Below are 19,789 nucleotides of genomic sequence, written 5' to 3'. Positions count from 1 at the left end.
TTCGGGACGTGGTCAGGCTCGGGACGTGGTCAGGCCTGGGTCGTGGTGATGGGCTTGCCGAGGGCGCTGCCGCTGGCCCACTGGGAGAAGGGGAGCTGCCAGTAGCCCCAGCCGTTCGTCCACTGGAGGCTGCGCTTGGTGCCGGTGATGGTGACGAGGTCGCCCCGGTAGGACCAGTGGAAGAACCACTGCGCGTCGTTCGCGGGGGAGCGGACGCAGCCGTGGCTGCAGTTGCGGTTACCGAGGCAGGACGGGTCGTCCATGTTCTGGTGAATGTACTCGCCGCTGTTGGAGATGCGGGTCGCCCACGGAACCTTCTCGTCGTACCAGCCGGGGTCGCCCTTCTTCTTGCCGGGCGGGCGCATGCGCTCCAGGCGGACGTGGTCCATGGTCAGGTGGACGCCGCTGGTGGTGAGCAGGTGGTCGACGCCGTCGCGCTGGACGTCGCCGCCGCTGCCGAGGCTGACGCCCCAGTTGCGGACGACGCGGCCGTTCTTCTTCACGACGAGGCGGTGCGTCTTGGCGTTGATGTTGATGACGTGGGAGTCGCCGACCTTGAAGGTCTGGGTGACGTCGCGGTCGCCGAAGACGTTGGCGCCGATCTTCAGGCCCGCGTAGTGGACCTTGACCGTGACGGTCTGGTGCGGCTTCCACGGGTGCTTCGGGCGGAAGACGACGGAGGGCAGGCCGTTGAAGGACTCGCCCGCGCTCAGCCAGCGCCACGCGCCCTCGGTGGGAGTGGTCGAGGAGATCTCGATGGCGCGCTCGATGGCGGGCTTTGCCTTCTCCGGGACGGCCTTGTTGAACTGGACGAAGACCGGCATCCCGGTGCCGACCGTCTCGTTCTGGCTCGGCACGACGTTGTTGACGCGGGTCAGGGCGGTCGCGCGGGTCGTGCGGAACACGCTCTTCGCGGTGGTGGACTTGCCCTTGTCGGACGTCGCCGTCGCCGAGACCTGGTAGCTGGCGCCCGGCTGCAAGGTCCACGTGGAGCGCCACTTGGTCTTGTCGGCGGAGAGGGCGCCGGGGACGTCGGCCCCCTTCAGCTTCACGGAGACGTCGCCGAGCTTGCCGCCCGCCGCGGTCACCGTCACGCCCTGGTCGGGGCGGGCCTTGCCGCTGCCGTCCGCCGGAGTGATCGTCACCTGGGGCGCGCCGTCGTCGCCCTTCGTGGTCGTTCCGCCGCCGCCCTCGCCGCCACCGCCGCTGCTCCCGCCGCACGCGGTCGCCAGGCCCAGGACGAGCGCCACCACCAACGCCTTACCTCGCACCGTTCTCCCTCAACAGCCCGCCGGATCCCGCGCGATGCGGGACGGCAACAAGATCCCGGAACGGCCGTTTATTCCCGTCCCGCCCCTAGAAGGGCGCGGACGGCCGGTTTCGGCGTCCGACTCACTTGTAGACGTCCATGGTCCCGCGAAGGTTCGCATCCGGTGGCCACTTCGCATGATCTTTCTCGGGCCATCGCCGCCGCGGGGGCCGAGCGGAGGTCGAGTCGATCTTCTCCGTCCAGCCCGTTGATCTTCTCTCCAAGACTGCGGCGGCCCCGGTTAAAAGCGGCGATTTGTGCTCTGACCAGGTGCGATGCTGATCACTGGCCGCCTGCGACGGCCCCGCAAGGTGTCTTGTCCATGAAGGGGACCGCGATGAGAGCCCAGGGGCTGAGTTTCTCCGTCGACTCCGGCGCGGCCCCTCCGGAACCCGTTTCGGCGGGCGCCCGCCCGGTCGCCGCGCGCGGGACGCGGCTGCCGGCCTGGCTGTGCCCGGTGTGCCTCGCCGTGCTGGACGGCTGGACGATGGCCGCCGCCGTGTTCCTCACCGGGGGCGGCCCCCTGCCGGGCCTGGCCGCCGCTGCGGTCGTCGTGCTCAACGGCGCGGGCGGGCTGTACCGGGCGCGCCGCGCGCCGTCCCTGCTCACCGACGCGCCCGCGCTCCTGTTCCGCACGCTGCTCGTCTGCGGGATCGCCGCGCTGCTGCGCTCGGACGGCCCGGCCTGGCTGTGGACGGCGGCCCTGTGCGGAACGGTCCAACTCGGCGCGCGGGGATTCGTCAACTCGGCGGTCCGCGGCTACCGGGGCCGCCGCTCCAGGGCCCGTCCGGCCCTGGTCGTCGGGACGGGCGGAACCGCCGCCCACGTGCTCGACGTCCTGCGCGAACGCGGTGACCTCGGGCTCGCGGTGGCGGGGCAGGTGTCCGCGGGAGAGCCGGACGACACTCCGGGCGGCCCCCCGGGCGCGGTGCCCGTCCTCGGGGCGGACACCGACCTCCCGTCGCTCGTCGAGGAGCACGGCGTCGAGACGCTGGTCGTCGTCGCCGAGGACGTGCCGCCCGACCGGCTGGACGCGGTTCTGCGCATGTCGTTCGCCCTGCCGTGCGAGACGCTGCTCGTCCAGCCGCCGTCGGACGTCGTCCCGGTGGTGCCGGCGCGGCGCGAGTACCTCGCCGGGCTGCCGTGCGCGCGGGTCGAGTGGGGCCTGCGCACCCCGTTCGCCCGCTGCGCCAAGCGGATGCTGGACGTCGTCGTGGCGTCCCTCGCCCTGGTGCTCGCGCTGCCGGTGCTCGTGGCGTGCGCGGTCGCCGTCCGGATCGAGGGCGGCCCCGGGGTGCTGTTCCGGCAGCGGCGGATCGGGCTCGGCGGCGAGGAGTTCGTCCTGCTGAAGTTCCGGACGCTGAAGCCCGCGGACGAGAAGGAGGCCGACACCCGCTGGACCGTCAAGGACGACGAGCGGGTGGGACGCGTCGGCCGGTTCCTGCGCGACACGTCGCTGGACGAGCTGCCGCAGCTGTGGAACGTCCTCCGCGGCGAGATGAGCCTCGTGGGGCCGCGCCCGGAGCGGCCGCACTTCGTGGAGCAGTTCTCCCGCACCTGCCCCGGCTACATGCTGCGGCACCGCGTCCCGGCCGGGATGACGGGCTGGGCCCAGATCCACGGGTTCCGGGGCGACACGTCCATCGAGCTGCGGGCGAGGCTCGACAACCACTACATCGACCACTGGTCGTTCACCGGCGATCTGCGGATCCTGCTGCTGACGGCCCGGACGGTCCTCTTCCGGGACCCCGCATGACGGCCCGAACCGAGGGCGCCGCGCAGACCGCAGGTGGCGAGCGGACGGCAGGTGCCGAGCAGGCCGCGGGTGCCGAGCAGGCGGTAGGTGGCGAGCGGACGGCGGGTGCCGAGGAGGCCGCGGGTGCCGAGCAGGCGGTAGGTGGCGAGCGGACGGCGGGTGTCGAGCAGGCCGCGGGTGCCGAGCAGACGGTAGGTAGCGAGCGGACGGCGGGTGTCGAGCAGGCCGCGGGTGCCGAGCAGGGCGCGGATGCCGAGCAGGCTGCGGGTGCCGGCCGGGGCGCGGGTGCCGGACAGGCCGCGGAGGCTGCACAGGGTGCGGTTGGTGCGCAGACGGCAGGCGGTCCGCGAACCGCCGGCGCGGTGTGGACCGCCGGTGCTCCGCCCGCCGCCGCGCTGCTCCTCGCGAGGCGGCTGCCGAGGCGCCCGAGCCTGCTGATCGCGGCGACCGTGGCCTGCGTCGGGATCCCGCCCGGCGCGCAGCCGTTCGGCGCCGGCGCGCAGGTCACGCTCGGGGACGTCGCCGGCGCCGTGCTCGTGCTCGTCGCTGCCGGGATGCTGGCCACGGGCCGGGCGCGCCTGCCCGGCCGGGCGGCGCTGGCGGTCGGGCCGCTGATCGCGGCGCTCGGGATCAGCACCGTGCACTCGGCCGACATCGGCACGAGCCTCGTCGGGTTCGTCCGCGACCTCCAGGTCTTCGTGCTGGTGCCGCTCGCCGTGGTCGTGCTGGTCCGCGACCGGCGCGACCTCGGCGTCGTCTGCTGGTCGGTGCTCGGCCTCGGCCTCGTGGAGGCGGTGTACGGGATCTGGCAGACGCTCACGGGGAACGGCGCGTCGATGGGCGGCCAGAACATCCGCGCGGTCGGCACGTTCGGCGCGCTCGACGTGATGGCCATGTCGATCGTCGTCGGGTTCGCGTTCCTGGTGCTCACCGCGTTCGCGCTGACGGCGCCCCGGCACGGTCCCGCGGCCGTGCCGTCCGCGCTCGCCGGGATCGCGGTGCTGGCCGCCGCGCTGGCGTTCGCGCTCAGCCGCGGGACGTGGATCGCGCTCGGCACCGCCGCCGTCCTGGTCCTGGTGCTCTTCGACCGGTGGACGGCCGTCAAGGTGCTGACCTGCTGCGGGGCCCTGATGCTCGTCCTGCTCGGGGCGGGGGGCGGCGGTTCGCAGGCCGTCGTCGAGCGCGCCAAGTCGACGGTCGGCTCGGTCAGCGACCCGGACCAGTCCGTGGACGACCGCTACAACCTGTGGGCGGCGGCCGTCCGGATCTGGGAGGACCACCCGGTCACCGGCGTCGGCGTGAAGAACTTCCCGGCCTACCGCGACACCTACGCCACGATCGAGCTGTCGTCCGGCAGCGAGACCGACGACCCCGTCAACGGGTACGTCCGGCAGCCGCTCCTGTCGCCGCACAATGAGTACCTGCTGTTCCTGTCCGAGCAGGGCGTGGTGGGGCTCGCCGGGTTCGCCGTGCTGCTCGCCATGATCGTCGCCGGGCTGTGGACGCGCCGCGACGTCCGCGACCCGTTCTGGCTCGCGAGCGTCGCGCTCATGGCCTTCCTGCTGGTCAACTTCCTCTACGCGGACCTCGGCGGACCGACATGCGCCCTCGTCGGCGTCATCCTCGGCTTCACCGCGGCCTACGCGCTCGGAACGGTCGACCTCTCCGGCGGGAGGCTCCATGACCGGACGCGGTGAGGGCGGCCCTGGATCCGAGCGGCCCGCTGGTGCCGGCGGGCAGTCCGCTGCGGGTTCCGTGGGGCGGGCCGCGGCGGTGTCGGGGGTGCTCATCGCGGCCGGGACGGGCCTCGGGTTCCTGCGCGACCTCGTGATGGCGGATCTGTTCGGCGCCAGCGGCAGCACCGACGCGTTCCTCGTCGCCTGGACGATCCCCGAGACCGTCTCGCCGCTGCTGATCGAGGACGCCATGGCGCTGCTCATGGTCCCGGTCGTCACGCGGCTGCTCGCCCGAGGGGACGGCCTGCGCCCCCTCGTCGGCACGACGCTGCCCCGCATGGTGCTCGGCCTGTCGGTGGTCACCGGCGCGCTCGCCGTCGCGGCGCCCGCCGTGGTGGACGTCCTCGCGCCCGGGCTGGCCGAGCAGGGGCCCGCCGTCCGGTGCGTCCGGCTGACCGCGGTCACCGTCGTGACGTTCGGCCTCGCGGGCTTCATGAGCGCGACGCTGCGCGCCCACCACAGGTTCGGGCCGCCCGCCGCCATCTACCTCGCCTACAACACCGGCATCCTCGCGCTGATCGCGGGCCTGTCCGGCGCCGTCGGCATCACCAGCGCGGCGATCGGCGTCGCCTGCGGCAGCGTCCTGATGGTCGCGGTGCAGGCCCCGGCGTTCGTCCGCTGTTTGCGGGAGGCGCCCGGGGGACAGGCCGCGGTGCCGTCCGGGAGCGTGGACGTGCGGCTCGGACTCGCGGCCATCGCCCCGATCGTCGTCTACACGGTGACGCGGCAGTCGCAGGTGTTCGTGGAGCGCTTCCTCGGGGCCGGGCTCGCCGCCGGGTCGATCTCGCACCTCAACTACGCGCAGAAGGTCGCGCAGGTGCCGATGGTGCTGTCGCTGCTGATCGTGACGGTGACGTTCCCGAGGCTCGCCCGCGCGTCGGCGGACGGGGACACCGCGCAGGTCGCCCGCCGCATCCGCCAGGACCTGGCCGTCGCGAGCGCGATGGTGCTGGCCGCGACCGCGTTCCTCGTGGCGCTCGCGCCGGCCGTCATCCGGGTGCTGTTCGAGCGCGGTGAGTTCACGTCCGCGGACACCGCGAGCACCGCGGCCATCCTGCGCGTGTACGCGCTCGGCCTGTGGGGGCAGACGGCGGTCGGCCTCGCCGCCCGCGCGTTCTTCGCGCGCAGGCGGCCGACCTGGAGCCCGGCGGCCGTGCTCGGCGCGGGGCTGGCCGTCACGGCGGCGATCGGCGCCGCGTTCGCCGCGTCCGCCGGCACCCTCGCGCTGGCCGCCGCGAACGCCACCGGGATCACCCTCGCCGCCGTCCTGCTCCTCGCCGGGCTGCGGCGCGGGGTCGCGCCGATCCCGCTGCGCCGGATCGCCGCCGACGTGGCCGGGCTCGCGCTCGCCGCCGCGGCGGCCTGCGCGGCGGGCCTGCTCGCCGCCGCGACCGTGGACGCGCCGCCGATCGCCGACCTGGCGGCAGGCGGACTCGCGGTGGCCGCCGCCTTCGCCGCCTTCGCCGTCCTGGCGGTCCCCGGCCTCGTCGCCCCATGGATCGCTTCACAGTCGCGGATCGCCTCAAGGGCACGCATCGCCTCAAGGGCACGCATCGCCTCAAGGGCACGCATCGCCTCAAGAGCGCGGATCGGTTGGAGGGCGCGGGCCGGTTCGGGGCTGCGGATCGCTTCGGGGGCGCGGACCGCCTCAAGGGCGCGGGCCGGTTGGAGGGCGCGGGCCGGTTCGGGGCTGCGGATCGGTTCACGGGCGCGGATCGCTTCAGGGGCGTGGATCGCTTCAGGGCCGCTTGGCGCGCTCGGGGCGCGCCTTCGGCGCGGTCGCATCGAATCGGGGGAGAGCAGTGAGCAAGCCGACAGAACCGACTTCTCTCACGGGGCCGGGAAGCTTGACGGGTCCGGGAAGCCTGACGGAGCCGGAGAGCCTGCCGGAAACGGGAAGCCTGACGGAATCGGGGAGCATGCCCGAGCCGGGGGTTCTGCCCGGGCCGGCGAGCCCGACGGAGCCGCCGAGTCCGGCCGGGCCGGGGCGTCCGCCGAGGCCGGCGCGGACGGGACAGACCGTCCGGCACGCTCCGCCGGTGCTGATGTACCACTCGGTCGACCACTTCGATGAGGACCCGCACCTGGTGACGGTGTCGCCGGCGCGGTTCGGGCGGCAGATGGCGTGGCTGCGGGCGCACGGCCTGCGCGGTGTCTCCATGCGCGAGCTGCTGGAGGCGCACGCCGCCGGCCGGTCGCGCGGCCTGGTCGGGCTCACCTTCGACGACGGGTACGCCGACTTCGCGACCCGTGCCGTCCCGGCGCTGGTGCGGTACGGGTTCGGCGCGACGGTGTTCGTCGTGACCGGGCGGATCGGCACCTACAACGCGTGGGACGACGGTCCGCGCAAGCCGCTCATGACGGCCGAGCAGATCCGTGCCGTGGCGGGCGTCGGCATGGAGATCGCCTCGCACGGCCGCCACCACGTCTCGCTTCCCGAAGCGGACGGCACCGAGCTGCGCGAGGAGCTGGAGGAGAGCCGCGCCGTCCTGGAGGACCTCGTCGAGGCCCCGGTCACCGGCTTCGCCTACCCGTACGGGCACGCCACCGCCCGCGAGGTCGAGGCCGTGCGCGCCGCCGGGTACGACTACGCGTGCGACATCCGGCCCGAGGAGCCGGCACGGCATGCGCTGCCGCGCACCTACGTCGGCGACCGGGACGGCCCGCTGCGGCTGCGCGCCAAGCTCGTCCTCCACGAGCTGCGGCGGAGGGGCCGCGTGTGACCCGGGTCCTGCACGTCATCACCGGGCTGGAGTACGGCGGTGCGGAACGCCAGCTCGCGATGCTGCTGCGCCACCTGCCGGTGTCCTGCGAGGTCGCTACCCTCACCCGGGCCGGCGCCGTCGGAGCGGAGATCCGCCGCTCGGGCGTGCCCGTCCACGAGATCGGGATGCGCGGCAACCGGGACCTCGGGGCGCTGCCGCGGCTGGTCCGGCTGATCCGCCGGGGACGGTACGACGTCGTCCACACCCATCTCTACCGGGCGTGCGTCTACGGCAGGATCGCCGCGCGCCTGGCCGGGATGAGCATGGCCGGGACGCCCCGCATCATCGCCACCGAGCACTCGCTCGGCGACGGCCGCATCGAAGGGCGGGCCGCCACGCGCGGCGTCCGGGCCCTGTACCGGGCGACCGAGCGGCTGGGCTCCGCGACCGTCGCGGTGTCGCCCGCCGTGGCCGCCCGGCTGTGCGCCTGGGGCGTGCGGCCCGGCCGGATCGTCGTGATCCCGAACGGCGTCGACGCCGCCGCGTTCGCGTTCGACCCCGCCCGGCGCGCCGCGGTGCGCCGCCGCTTCGGGATCGGCCCGGACGAGCCCGTCGTCGGCGGCGTCGGGCGGCTCGTCCCGGGCAAGCGGTTCGACCTGCTGATCGAGGCCGTCGCGAGGTTGAACGGCGCTCGGATGGACGGCGCTCGGATGGACGGCGCTCGGATGGACGGCGCTCGGATGGACGGCGCTCGGATGGACGGCGCGGGATCGGACGGCGTCCGGCTGCTGCTGGTCGGCGCGGGCCCGCTGCGGGAGGAGCTCGCCCGGTCGGCGCGCGACCTCGGCATCGCCGAGCGCGTCGTCTTCGCCGGGGCGACCGCGGACGTCGCGGGCGCCCTCGCCGCCATGGACGTGCTCGCCGCGCCGTCCGTCCAGGAAACGTTCGGGCTCGGCGTCCTGGAGGGGCTGGCCGCCGGGCTGCCCGTCCGCTACACCGCGTGCCCGGCCATCGACGCCCTCCCGCCCGCCGACGCCCCCGACGCCCGCCGCCTCCCCTCCGACCCCGGGATCTGGAGCGCCGAACTCGGGCGCGTCCTGCGGGCACCCCGCGACCGTACGCGGGTGCCGCCGGCCGTCGCCCGCTACGCCATCGCCGAGCAGGCCGCCGAGCTCGCCCGGCTCTACCGCCCCGAGCGGTTGGACCGCGGGGCCGCACCGACACGAGAAAGGGCTCAAGATGCAGCGACGTGACGCCAGGAGGAGGCCGCCGAGGCCGACCAGGCGGGCGGGCCGGTCCACCCCGGCCACGCGGCGGCTGCGCGGGCGGATCGCCGCGGCGGCGCGGCGCTTCGGCCTGCCCGTCGCCTTCGTGCTCGCCGGGTTGCTCGGCGGGCTGGGCTACGCCGTGTTCGCGCCCACGACCTACACCGCGACGGCGTTCGTCATGGTCGTGGACGACGGGGAGGGCCAGTCCGGCCCGGCCGCGGTCAGCTTCGCGCAGGCGTTCGGGCGGCTCGCGCCGCTCCCGGAGACCCTCGCCTACTCCTCGCTCCCGCTGCCGGACGCGGGCGGGTCCACCCGCGCGCACATCCAGGCGTCCACCTCGCCGGACACGCCGCTGATCAAGCTCGCGGGCGTCGGCGGGACGGCCCGCGAGGCCGCCGCGTTCGCCAACGCCGCGGCCGACGCGCTCGTCCGGTACGGGACGTCCCACCGCACCGACACCGGCGTCCGCGTCGCGCTGATGACGCTCGCCGAGCCGCCCGTCGAACCGTCGTCGCCGAACCTGCCGCTCGGCGTCGCCGTCGGCACCGCGTCGGGGGTCCTGCTCGCCGGGCTCACCGCCGCCGTCATGAGCGGGCGGCGCGGACGCCCCGGCCGCAGGGAGAAGGGCCGCGCCACCACCACCGCCGCCCTCCCCGACCCCGTCCCCGCCGGCCGTGTGGAGGTGGGACCGTGACCGTGACCGCACCCTCCCGGCTCGCCGCCTCGTCCTGGAGCGCCTCCACCGAGTGGTCGGCCGAGGTTCACCGCCACGAGCAGGCCCTCGTCGCGCTGGCGGACGACCTGCGCGACCTCTACGACCGGAGCCCGTCCGCGACGCCCTTCCAGACCCACGAGTGGATCAAGGCGTGGTGGGGCTGGTACGGGACGCGCGGGCGGCTCCGCCTCGTCACGGTCCGGCACCGCGGCCGGCTCGTCGCGGCGGCGCCGCTGGCGGCGGGTGCCCGGCACGGGTTCCCGGTGCTCGTCCCGATCGCCGCGGACCAGAGCGACTTCACCGACTTCCTCCTCGACCCCGTCCACGCGGACGGCGCCGTCCGGCACCTCGTCCGGGCCCTGCTGGACGAGCGCGGATGGTGCGCGCTCGACCTGCGGGAGGTCCGCCCCGGCTCGGCGGCGCACCTGGTCGCGGCGCAGTGGCCGCGCCGGGCGTGGCGAACGCCGTCCTCGGTCTGCCTCGAACTGTCGACGGCCGGCACCGGCGGTGGCGGCGGCGGGAGCGCCGGCGGGGGCGTCGGCGGGGGCATCGACGCCGTCCTGGACGGGCTCCCGGGCCGCACCGCCGGGAAGATGCGCGCGAAGCTCCGCAAGATCGACGTTCGCGGCATCACGGCCGAGCACGTCCCCGCGGACCAGGTCCCGGACGCCGTCCACGCGCTGCTCGACCTGCACGCCCGGCAGTGGCGGGGCCGCCCGATCAACCCCGAGCACACCCGCGAGCGGTTCCGCCGCCACCTCGCCGAGGCCGCCGCCGGGATGGTCCGCGACGGGCGCGCCGCCGTCGTGCAGTACCGGTGGGACGGCCGGCTGGTCGCCAGCGACCTCGTCCTGATCGGCCATCGCCATGTCGGCGCCTACCTGTACGGGGCGCTCCCGGACCTGCGGTCCTGCGTGGACGTCTCCCTGATGATGCTGCGCGAGAACCTCGCCCTCGCCCGCGACCGGCGGCGGCAGGGCGTCAGCCTCCTGCGCGGGGACGAACCGTACAAGCTGAAATGGCGGCCGACGCCCGTCCGGAACGAGCGGATCATCCTCGGGCGGTCCGCCCCGGCCGCCGCCTACGCCGGCCTCGCCCGGACGCGCGCGCACCTGGCGGAGCGGCGGCGCGGGGGGCTGGGAGCGCGCGGCCTCGCCGGTGCCTCCGGCCGCGCCGGGACCCGCGGCCGGGCCGAGGGCTCGCCCTGGCTCCTCCATGACTGACTCGCGGGACACTGACCCGCGGGACACTGACCCGCGGGATACTGACCCGCTGCGGATCCTGCACGTCAGCCAGCCGAACGCGGGCGGGGTCGCCGTCTACGTCGGGCAGGCGGCGGGCGACCAGCGCCGGCGCGGCTGGGAGGTGGCGGTCGCCTGCCCGCCGGGCGGCGACCTACCCGAGCGGTGCATGGCGGCGGGGGTGCCCTGGCTCAGCTGGAACGCCGGGCGCGCCCCGGGACCCCGCACGATCCTGGAGGCGCTCAGCCTGCGCCGCCTGGTGAAGGGCTTCGCGCCGGACGTCGTCCACCTGCACTCCTCGAAGGCGGGCCTCGCCGGCCGGCTGCTGCGGCGCCCCCTCGGCACGCCGACGATCTTCCAGCCGCACGGCTGGTCGTGGCTCGCCGCCACCGGGCGGCAGGACGCACTCAGCCGCCTGTGGGAGCGCCTCGGCGCGCGGTGGAGCGACGCCCTGGTCTGCGTCGGGATCGGCGAGTTGCGCGAGGGGATGCGGGCGGGCGTGCGCGGCCCGTACCGGCTCGTCCGCAACGGCGTCGACCGGCGCCGGTTCAGGCCCGCCGACGGCGCCGCCCGCCTCGCCGCCCGCATCCGGCTCGGCCTGCCGCCCGCCGCGCCGCTCGCGGTCTGCATCGGGCGGCTGACCCGGCAGAAGGGGCAGGACGTCCTGGTCGCGGCGTGGCCCGGCGTCACCGCGCGCTGCCCGGCCGCCCGGCTCGCCATCGTCGGGGACGGCGAGGACCTGGAGCGGCTGCGCCGCGAGCGCGTGGCCGGGGTCCGGTTCGTCCCGGCCGTGGAGGACCCGCGCGACTGGCTCTCGGCGTCCGACCTCGTCGTCCTGCCGTCCCGGTGGGAGGGCCTGCCGCTGACCGCGCTGGAGGCGATCGCCACCGGGCGCCCCCTCGTCGGGTCGGACATCCCGGGCATCACCGAGGTCGTCCGTCCGGGGCTGGGCGCGCTGGTGCCCGCGGACGACCCCGCCGCGCTCGCCGAAGAGATGGCCGGGCGGCTGCTGTCACCCGGGATCGCCGAGCGGGAGGGGCGCGCGGCGGCCGCCGCGTCCGCCGCCTATGACATCGGCCGGACGGTGGCCCTCCTCGCGGCCGTCACCCGCGACGTGGCCGGGCTCGGGGAGACCCCGGCGGAGGCCCTGGTGGACGCGGCCCTGGTGGACGCGCGCGCGGTGGCGGGCGGCCCCTTCCACGGCGGTCTGCGCGGCTTCGCCGGCTTGGCGGACGGCCTGGAGGGCGGCTTGACCGAGGGCTTGGACGGCGGCTTGGCGGACGGCTTGGCCGGCGGTTTGGCGGACGGTTTGGCGGAGGGTTCGACGGCCGGCTTGATGGGGGGCGCTTCGGGCGAGGGCACCGGAGGCGCGGACGGTGCCGAACTCGGAGCGGCCGAGGCGGCTGGGGCGGAGGTGGCCGGAGTGGGGGTGAACGGCCCGTTGCCCGAGGGCGGCGGGGCGGTCACGCCGCCGAACAGCTCCCGGTAGGCGGCGGAGGAGCGCGGGTTGCCGCCGCACGACCAGACCCCGTGCGGGCAGTAGTCCGTGATCGTCTGGTAGACGACGTCGTGCGACATGATCCAGTCGTGCATTCCCCGAATGAAGGCGGGGTTGTCAGAATTGCGAAAGAGGCCCCATTCCGGGAATGAGATCCGCTTCCCGTGCGCGGCCGCGAACTCCGCCTGCCGGCGCAGCCCGTACGGCTCGTTCACGTAATCCTGGAACGACTTTCCTTGGGGTTGGTCGTAACTGTCCGATCCGATGATGTCGACGACGTCGTCCCCCGGATAGCAGTCCGTCCACGGGATCGCGTCCCGCCCCCGCGCCGGCGCGAAATCGAAGCGGAAGCGCGCGCCGGGAACCGCGCGCATGGCGCCGACGATCCTCCTCCAGTACTCCTTCCACGCGGACGGATCCGGGGCGCACCGCCCGGAGTACGAATCGCCGTTCATCTCCCAGCCGAGGACGATGACCGAGTCTCCCGCGTGCAGGGAGACGAGCCGCTCGGCGAGCGTCCGGTAGTGGTGGTCGAACGTGCCCGCCGCGCCGCCGCGCAGCAGGCCGGCCAGCGCCTCCGCCGGGAGCCAGCCTTCGTTCGGCGCCATCATCGGGACGTTGACGACCAGCATGCGGCGCTGGTCGGCGGCCTTCCAGTGCGCCCACGGCTCCAGGATCCGCTGCGGTCCCTCGATGTCCTCCCACTGGTGGCCCGGCAGGTACGTGCGCCCGACCGTCACGGTCGAGCCGAGCCAGCGCTCGAAGCGGGCAACCCTGTCGACCCCCTCCGGGCCCGAACCGAGAAACGCGCCGAGCGGCACATGGGCCGCCCATCGGTGAACCGCCCGCGGCTGCTGCCATGTCGACAGCGCCGACACCATGAGCGCGAACAAAACCACGGATGCTGCCAGAATAGGAGGGAGTGGACACCAGAACGGCGACCTTTTCCGCCGGGGCTCGAACGGCCGTCCCGCTGAATGGATATCCGCTGCTCGCATGCGTATCGTATTCCCTCGGAAGCCCGCCGCGAAAAAGCCGGTCGGGCGGAACGCGCGAAAATTTACGGAAAGGATGCCGTGCGCTGCGATAAGAGGGAATGGGGCTGAGCTAATGTTCTTCGGCACCGCGCTGCGGACGGCCCGGCCCCGCACCGGCCGCCCCGACACCGCGCGCCTCGCCACCGTGCGCCTCGACCCTGGCCTTCCCGTTCTGCTGCTGCGCACCGACCGCAACCTCTTCCACCACGGGACGCTCGCGGTGATCCGCAGCCTCGGCCGGGGCGGCGTCCCCGTGCACGCCGTCCTGGAGGGGCGCGCCAACCCGTCGTCCCGCTCCCGCTACCTGTTCCGGGGGCACCCCTGGGGGCCGCCCGTAGAGCGGCCGGACGATCTGCTGGCCCACCTGCGGGCCATCGGCGAGCGGATCGGCCGCCCCGCGCTGCTCGTCCCCATGGACGACGCGGGGGCGATCTTCACCGCCGAGCACGCGGACGGGCTGGACGCCCACTTCGTCTTCCCCCGCCAGGATCCCGCCGCGCCCCGCGGCGTCGCCGACAAGGCGCGGCTGCTGGAGGCGTGCCGGCGGCACGGCGTCCCGTGCCCGCCGAGCCTGATGCCGGAGTCGGCCGCCGACGTCGACGAGGCCGCCGCCGCGTTCGGGCTGCCGCTGATCGCCAAGTGGGCGCGCCCGTGGCGGCTGCGCCCCGGCATGCGCAGCACCACGCTGGTGCCCACCCTCGGCGAACTGCACCGCCTTTTCGCCGCCACCCGCGACCGCACCCCGAACAGGTATGCGGACGGCGCCGCGGCCGGGGGCCCGAACGGTGGCGCGAGCGGCGGAGCGGGCCCGCTGATCCTGCAGCGGCGCATCCCGCCCGCCGGCGGAGACTGGTTCTTCCAGGGCTACTTCGACGAGAACGGCGACTGCCTGTTCGGCGGGGCCGGGCGCAAGCACCTCGCACACCCTCCGCAGGCCGGCCACACGGTCGCGGGGGAGTGGGTGGAGAGCCCCGACCTCGAACGCCTCGCGGTCCGGATCGTCCGGCTGCTCGGCTGCCGCGGCCTCGTCGACCTCGACTTCCGTCTCGACGCGCGCACCGGCGAGTACCACCTGCTGGACTTCAACCCCCGGATCGGGGCGCAGTTCCGTCTCTTCACCGACCTGGACGGCCTCGATCTCGCCCGCGCCATGCACCTGCACAAGTCAGGCCGCCCCATCCCGCCTCCGCGCCCCGCCCACGGCCGCAACCTGCTAGTCGAAAACCACTACCTCGCCCACTCGACCCGCCGCCCACGCCCGGAACCCCCGCCGAGCCTTGGGGTGCCGCCGAGCCCTGAAGCGCCAGCGGGCCTTGCAACACCGGCAAGCGCTGCAACACCGGCAAGCCCTGCAACACCGGCGAGCCTTGGAACACCGGCGAGCCTTGGAACACCGGCGAGCCTTGGAGTCTCGTCGAGCCCCGGAGGACAGGCGGGCCGTGTATCTCTGGCAAGCCCTGGCACGCCGCCGAGCCCCGGAGAACCAGCGGGTCACGTAACGCCGGCAAGCGCTGCAGCACCGGCGAGCCTTGGAACGCCGTCGAGCCCCGGAGTCTCGTCGAGCCCCGGAGGACAGGCGGGCCGTGTATCTCTGGCAAGCCCTGGCACGCCGCCGAGCCCCGGAGAACCAGCGGGTCACGTAACGCCGGCAAGCGCTGCAGCACCGGCGAGCCTTGGAACGCCGTCGAGCCCCGGAGTCTCGTCGAGCCCCGGAGGACAGGCGGGCCGTGTATCTCTGGCAAGCCCCGGCACGCCGCCGAGCCCCGGAGAACCAGCGGGTCACGTAACACCGGCGAGCTTTGAAACACCGGCAAGCACAGAGGCGCCAACGAGTCTTCGAATACCACCGAGTCCCGGAGCGTCGGAGAGTCCTGGAGCTGCGGCGAATTCTGGGACAGCGGTGAGCTTTGAAGCGCCGCCTGGTTTTGGAGCGCAGTCGCATGCCGGGGCGGAGGCGTCTTTCGGGAGCAGGGCGCGGGGGCGGCTCTGGTCGTTGCGGGAGGCCCTCCGGCCGCTGCGGGAGGCCGACGAGTTCGCCTGGTTCGCCGGTGACGACCTGCCGCCCTTCCTCGCCATGGGACGGCGCAGCGCGCTCCGCGCGGTCGAGCGGCTCCGCACCAGGTAACACACGAACACACGGGGGGAATGGAACATGAGCGACTCGGCCAGCGACGTCGTCATCGCGGGCGCCGGGCCCTACGGCCTGTCGACCGCCGCCTACCTGCAGAACATCGGGCTGGACGTCCGGGTCATCGGTGAGCCGATGCGGTTCTGGGACGAGAACATGCCGCTCGGCATGTACCTCAAGTCCGAGCCGGCCGCATCCAGCCTCGGGGCGCCGCAGGCGGGCATGCGGTTCACCGACCGCCATCCGGGCTGGCGGGTCGGGCACCCGATCCCGCTGGAGACGTTCGTGGAGTACGGGCGCTGGTTCGCCGCCGAGGCCGTCTCGGGCACCGAGGACGCGCAGGTCGTGAACGTCGAGCAGCGGGGGGCGGGCGGCTACCGCGTCACGCTCTCGTCGGGCGAGACGATCGCGGCGCGCGCGGTGGTCGTGGCCGTCGGCGTCGGGCCGTTCGCGCACCTCCCCGACCAGCTGGCGGGGATGCCGTCCTGGCTCGTCTCGCACAGCAGCGCCCACAGCGACCTCGGCCTGTTCGCGGGCAAGGAGGTCGCGGTCGTCGGCGCCGGTCAGTCCGCGCTGGAGACGGCGGTGCTGCTGGCCGACGCGGGAGCGCGGCCGCACCTGATCGCCCGGCGGCGCGTCCTGGACTGGAACACCGTCCCCGAGGAGAACCGGCCGCTGCGCTCCAGGCTGCTGGAGGGCCCGAGGTCCGGGCTCGGCACCGGCTACCGGACGTGGGTGTGGGCCGAGCGGCCGGGGCTCGTCCGGTACCTGCCGGAGCGGACCCGGCAGCGGATCGTCCGCGAGACGCTCCCGCCGGCGGGCGCCTGGTGGCTGCGCGACCGGCTGGACGAGCGGATCCGCGTCTCGACCGGCCGCCGCCTCGCCAAGGCCGTAGAGCAGGACGACGGCATCGCCCTCACCACGACCGACCACGACGGGCGCCGCCTCGTCACGGAGGTGGAGCACGTCATCGCCGCCACCGGGTTCGTCCCCGACCTGGAGCGGCTCGCCCTGCTCTCGCCGGAGCTGCGCGGCCGCATCGCGACCCGGCTCGGCGCGCCGGTGCTCAGCCGGGACTTCGAGGCCTCGACGCCCGGGCTCTACTTCGCCGGCCTCGCCGCCGCGTACACCTTCGGGCCGGTCATGCGGTTCGTGCACGGCTCCGACTTCGCCGCGCGGCGGATCGCGCACCACATCGTCCGGCGGACGCCGCGCGTGCGCGTCCCGGTGGGCCGGCCGACCGGGCTGCTGGAGCCGGGCGCCTCCCAGCGGTAGAAGAATCCTCCTCCGGCCGGCGGGCGCGCCCAGGGCGCCCGCCGGCTTTCGGTCTTCCGGAAACGGCCGGGCGCCCTACGTCCACGGCGGGCGCGCCCGGCGGCGGGCGCGCTCGGCCTTGGCGACGGCCACGGACCACTCCAGGCGCGAGTACAGCGTCCACGCGCCCGACCGGCCGCGCCTCGGCGGCGCGCTCTGACCGGTGGAAACGCCGGAGAGCAGGATGAGGTCGGCGTCGGCGCGGGTGACGAACCGGCGGGTCTCGCGGCGGGGGCGGTGGGACCGCGCGGGCAGCAGGCGCGCCATCGCGGACGAGGGATCGATCATCGCAGGCTCCTCGGTGGGGATGGTGCGGGAGTGACCGTCCGTTCACTGAATGTAGCGCACGGATACCGTCCACCATGCTTCTCCCGGACGTCCGGCGAGCGGGCGGGGCCTGGCGGTGCCGCCAGGGCACCGGATCCCCGAGGTGAGCGCCTGCGTCCCCACAAAAAGAAAGAGCCTGGCAAAACGAACGACAGGGCCCCGGAAACCGGCCGCGACAAAAGGCGGATCAATGTCAGGGTAAATGATGGGGAGACACGGCGGAAGCCGAAGCAATGGCTCCTTGATCGCCTCCATCGCGGTGCTACGTTCATGCCGTCCGGGACGACCGGGCCCAGAAAACAGGCCTTGACAGGTCGCGGCGACGAGGGGAAACGGCTGTGCATTCAGTGCCGATCCACCGCGGGGTCAATCGCCCGCAGGGTCGGCCGCGGCACGCCCTCCTTCCCTTTCTGGCGCGGCTGGCGGCCATCGCGGGCTTCGCGTTCGCCGGCTGGCTCGTGCTCTCCGCGCTGACCCATTCCGCGTTCGCCGCCGAGCGTGCCGAGCAGACCGATCGACCCGCCGCCGCCCCCGACGCTCCGGGTCATGGCGCCCCGGGTCACGGCGCCCCGGACGTCACTCCCGGGCGGGTCCGGAACGTCGAGAGTCCGATCGGTGCCGTCTCCGGCGCCGTCCGTGGTGCCGTTCCCGGCGCCGTCTCCGGCGGTGTGGGGGAGATCGGCGGCCACCCCGTCCGGTACCTCCGGGCGCGGCAGCAGGACGTGCTCGACGGTAAGGACCGGGCCGTACGCCATGTGGTGAACGTGGTCGACGAGGCGGGTGCACCGCAGGTGGGCGGTCTTCTTCAGGGCCATCCCGTCCTCGCGGGCATCGTCGACCCGGCGACGGAGCGGCAGCCCCTTCTGCACGGCGGTCTCCCGTCCGACGCCCAGCAGGCGCCCGAAGCGCAGCCGGGGCCCGAGGCTGCCCAGCCCGATGCCGAGCAGGCGCGGGACAAGGCGGCGCACGCCGCGAAGGCGCACGCCCGGTACGCCCGCGTCCCGCTCACGGCGACCGCGGGCGTGCCGGCGCAAGAGCGCGCCGACCTCTGCCCCGACTGCGGGGGCGACCACCGCTCCCCGTCGCCCGACCCGGCGCTGCCGTCCGGTCCGGACGGTTCGCGCGGCGGCGGCTCGCCGGGCGGGCACCAGTTCGCCCCGGTCGCCGACCTGCTGAACAACCGGTACCCGGCGGCGCCGTCCGCCGCGGACACGGGGACCTTCCGCCGCACGGCGCTGAGCGACGTGGCCGCGCCCGGCGGCCCGTCCATCGTCCCCGACTAGGGACCCCGCCCGGCCGTGAACGGCCGGCTCCCGGCGGCCGCGTGCGCGACGCACGCCGCCCGCCCTCACCTGGATCTTTCCAGAACGCAGATCTCTCCCGGAACGGGATCTTTCCCGGAACGCAGATCTTTCCCGCAACGCAGATCTTTCCCGGACGGCACGGCCGCGCATGGCCGCTGCCAGGGCTGCGCCCACCCGCACGGTGCCGCGCAGCGATCACCACCGATCAACGATTCGCAACGAACCGACAGGAGCAATACATCATGCGCATCTGGTCCAGGAACACCGGCCGCGCCGCCCTGGTGGCCGCGAGCGCCCTCGCCGTCGGAGCCGCCTTCACCACCTCGGTCCCGGCCATCGCCGTCGAGGGCGCGTACGGCGGCGCACACGGCGGCTCGCACGACGTCCGCAGCGTCAACATGACGAGCACCGGCAACTTCGGGCTGCTGAACGGCAACCAGGTGTTCGCGCCGATCAGCATGCCGATCAACGTGTGCGGCAACGCCCTCGCGATCGGCGGGATCGCCCGCGCCAAGTGCAAGGGCGGCGCGTTCATCAAGGAGGGCGACCACAAGCACGGCCACAAGCACGGGCACGAGCACGGCCACGAGCACGGGCACAAGGAATGCCACGAGCACTGCAAGAAGCACGGCCACGGGCACAAGCACTGCGACAAGCACGGTCACGAGCACGGGTACAAGCACTGCCACGAGCACAAGCACTGCCACGAGCACAAGCACTGCCACGAGCACGGGCACAAGCACTGCGACAAGCACGGTCACGGGCACGGCCATGGGCACGGCGACGTCCGCAGCGTGAACATGACCACCGCCGGCAACTTCGGGCTGCTCAACGGAAACCAGGTGTTCGCGCCGATCAGCATGCCGATCAACGCGTGCGGCAACGCCCTCTCGCTGTTCGGCTTCGCGGAGGCGGAGTGCAAGGGCGGGGCGGGCATCGTGAGGGAGCACGGACACGAGGAGCACGGGCACAAGGGGCACCCGCACTGCTGCCACGCTCCGAAGAAGAAGCCGTGCAAGCACAAGCACCGTCCGGCGGGCAAGCACAAGAAGCTGCCCTCGACACTGCGCGCGGATGGCTCCCGCACGGCGAACGCCGCCCCGAACCAGCGCATCGCCGACGCCGCTCCGAACCACCGCGGTGCCGGCACTGCGCCGAACCAGCGCAGCGCGGCCCCTCTGCCCGCACTGAAGAGGCTCCTGAACAAGATCACGGGTGCCGTGAAGCTGCCCGGCGGGGAGGCGCAGCCCGGCCAGACCGGATCGACGGCGCCCGTGGGCCAGGACGCGCCCGCCACCCTCGGCTCTCAACTCACGCACTGAGCACGCGTCGGCCTGGGTGACGACCCGCGGCCGATGAACGGCGGAGAAGGGGCGGCAGACGTGTCGCCCCTTCCCACGCCGACACGACCCGACAGCCGACACGACCCCGGCAGCCGACATGCCCCGGTG

15 protein-coding genes and 1 pseudogene are annotated in these 19,789 nt (G+C 74.4%); 13 read left to right on the top strand and 3 right to left on the bottom strand.

Features of this window, described 5'->3' with window-relative positions:
• Positions 1–29: 29 nt before the first annotated feature.
• On the bottom strand, positions 30–1,271 hold the full coding sequence (locus K4S16_RS18620) for an Ig-like domain-containing protein (RefSeq protein WP_235036908.1): 1,242 nt from the start codon (positions 1,269–1,271) through the stop codon (positions 30–32).
• Between the two features lie 375 nt (positions 1,272–1,646).
• Between K4S16_RS18620 and K4S16_RS18615 the strand changes: the two genes are divergently transcribed.
• The 8 genes from K4S16_RS18615 to K4S16_RS18580 are packed head-to-tail and all read left to right on the top strand — an operon-like array spanning position 1,647 to position 12,219.
• Positions 1,647–3,065 carry a sugar transferase gene (locus K4S16_RS18615; protein ID WP_160160950.1) on the top strand — a complete coding sequence of 473 codons (1,419 nt, stop codon included), beginning with the start codon at positions 1,647–1,649 and terminating at the stop codon, positions 3,063–3,065.
• On the top strand, positions 3,062–4,762 hold the full coding sequence (locus K4S16_RS18610) for an O-antigen ligase (protein WP_149260255.1): 1,701 nt from the start codon (positions 3,062–3,064) through the stop codon (positions 4,760–4,762). Before K4S16_RS18615 ends, K4S16_RS18610 begins: the two co-directional genes overlap by 4 nt.
• The gene (locus K4S16_RS18605; RefSeq protein WP_149260254.1) at positions 4,746–6,875 is read left to right on the top strand and encodes a lipid II flippase MurJ; all 2,130 of its coding nucleotides are present in this window, start codon (positions 4,746–4,748) and stop codon (positions 6,873–6,875) included. Before K4S16_RS18610 ends, K4S16_RS18605 begins: the two co-directional genes overlap by 17 nt.
• Entirely contained in the window at positions 6,847–7,524 is a 678-nt protein-coding gene (locus K4S16_RS18600) for a polysaccharide deacetylase family protein (protein WP_149260719.1), read from the top strand. The genes K4S16_RS18605 and K4S16_RS18600 overlap by 29 nt, the downstream gene beginning before the upstream one ends.
• Positions 7,521–8,759 carry a glycosyltransferase gene (locus tag K4S16_RS18595; protein ID WP_235036907.1) on the top strand — a complete coding sequence of 413 codons (1,239 nt, stop codon included), beginning with the start codon at positions 7,521–7,523 and terminating at the stop codon, positions 8,757–8,759. The genes K4S16_RS18600 and K4S16_RS18595 overlap by 4 nt, the downstream gene beginning before the upstream one ends.
• The gene (locus K4S16_RS18590; RefSeq protein WP_149260253.1) at positions 8,746–9,468 is read left to right on the top strand and encodes a hypothetical protein; all 723 of its coding nucleotides are present in this window, start codon (positions 8,746–8,748) and stop codon (positions 9,466–9,468) included. Before K4S16_RS18595 ends, K4S16_RS18590 begins: the two co-directional genes overlap by 14 nt.
• Entirely contained in the window at positions 9,465–10,712 is a 1,248-nt protein-coding gene (locus tag K4S16_RS18585) for a GNAT family N-acetyltransferase (protein ID WP_149260252.1), read from the top strand. The genes K4S16_RS18590 and K4S16_RS18585 overlap by 4 nt, the downstream gene beginning before the upstream one ends.
• On the top strand, positions 10,705–12,219 hold the full coding sequence (locus tag K4S16_RS18580; protein WP_200841965.1) for a glycosyltransferase: 1,515 nt from the start codon (positions 10,705–10,707) through the stop codon (positions 12,217–12,219). Before K4S16_RS18585 ends, K4S16_RS18580 begins: the two co-directional genes overlap by 8 nt.
• A 284-nt stretch (positions 12,220–12,503) precedes the next feature.
• Here the strand turns inward: K4S16_RS18580 and K4S16_RS46935 are convergent.
• Positions 12,504–12,602, bottom strand: a pseudogene (locus K4S16_RS46935) (hypothetical protein); the annotation flags it as partial.
• Between K4S16_RS46935 and K4S16_RS45085 the strand changes: the two are divergent.
• From K4S16_RS45085 to K4S16_RS18565, 3 genes are all read left to right on the top strand, one after another.
• Complete coding sequence (locus K4S16_RS45085) at positions 12,601–12,753, top strand: hypothetical protein (protein ID WP_200842022.1); 153 nt, start codon at positions 12,601–12,603, stop codon at positions 12,751–12,753. The pseudogene K4S16_RS46935 and the gene K4S16_RS45085 overlap by 2 nt on opposite strands.
• 585 nt (positions 12,754–13,338) lie before the next feature.
• A complete protein-coding gene (locus tag K4S16_RS18570; protein ID WP_149260251.1) occupies positions 13,339–15,390 on the top strand; it encodes a hypothetical protein in 2,052 nt (683 codons plus the stop codon).
• A gap of 27 nt (positions 15,391–15,417) precedes the next feature.
• A complete protein-coding gene (locus K4S16_RS18565) occupies positions 15,418–16,668 on the top strand; it encodes an NAD(P)-binding domain-containing protein (RefSeq protein WP_149260250.1) in 1,251 nt (416 codons plus the stop codon).
• Between the two features lie 75 nt (positions 16,669–16,743).
• Here K4S16_RS18565 and K4S16_RS18560 read toward each other — a convergent pair whose 3' ends face one another.
• Positions 16,744–16,995: a hypothetical protein gene (locus K4S16_RS18560; RefSeq protein ID WP_149260249.1), complete on the bottom strand. Its 252-nt coding sequence runs from the start codon at positions 16,993–16,995 to the stop codon at positions 16,744–16,746.
• Positions 16,996–17,372: 377 nt separating this feature from the next.
• Here K4S16_RS18560 and K4S16_RS18555 point away from each other — a divergent pair, with 377 nt between their 5' ends.
• Together K4S16_RS18555 and K4S16_RS18550 are read left to right on the top strand one after the other, a co-directional pair.
• A complete protein-coding gene (locus K4S16_RS18555) occupies positions 17,373–18,317 on the top strand; it encodes a hypothetical protein (protein ID WP_149260248.1) in 945 nt (314 codons plus the stop codon).
• A 263-nt stretch (positions 18,318–18,580) separates the two neighbouring features.
• Positions 18,581–19,660, top strand: a complete 1,080-nt coding sequence (locus K4S16_RS18550) for a chaplin (protein ID WP_200841964.1) — start codon at positions 18,581–18,583, stop codon at positions 19,658–19,660.
• Positions 19,661–19,789 lie beyond the last annotated feature (129 nt).

Origin of the sequence: Actinomadura sp. K4S16, assembly GCF_008327685.1 — a bacterium.
Lineage (GTDB): Bacteria > Actinomycetota > Actinomycetes > Streptosporangiales > Streptosporangiaceae > Spirillospora.
Note: the sequence above shows the minus strand (reverse complement) of the source record. Positions and strands in the feature narration are given on the sequence as shown.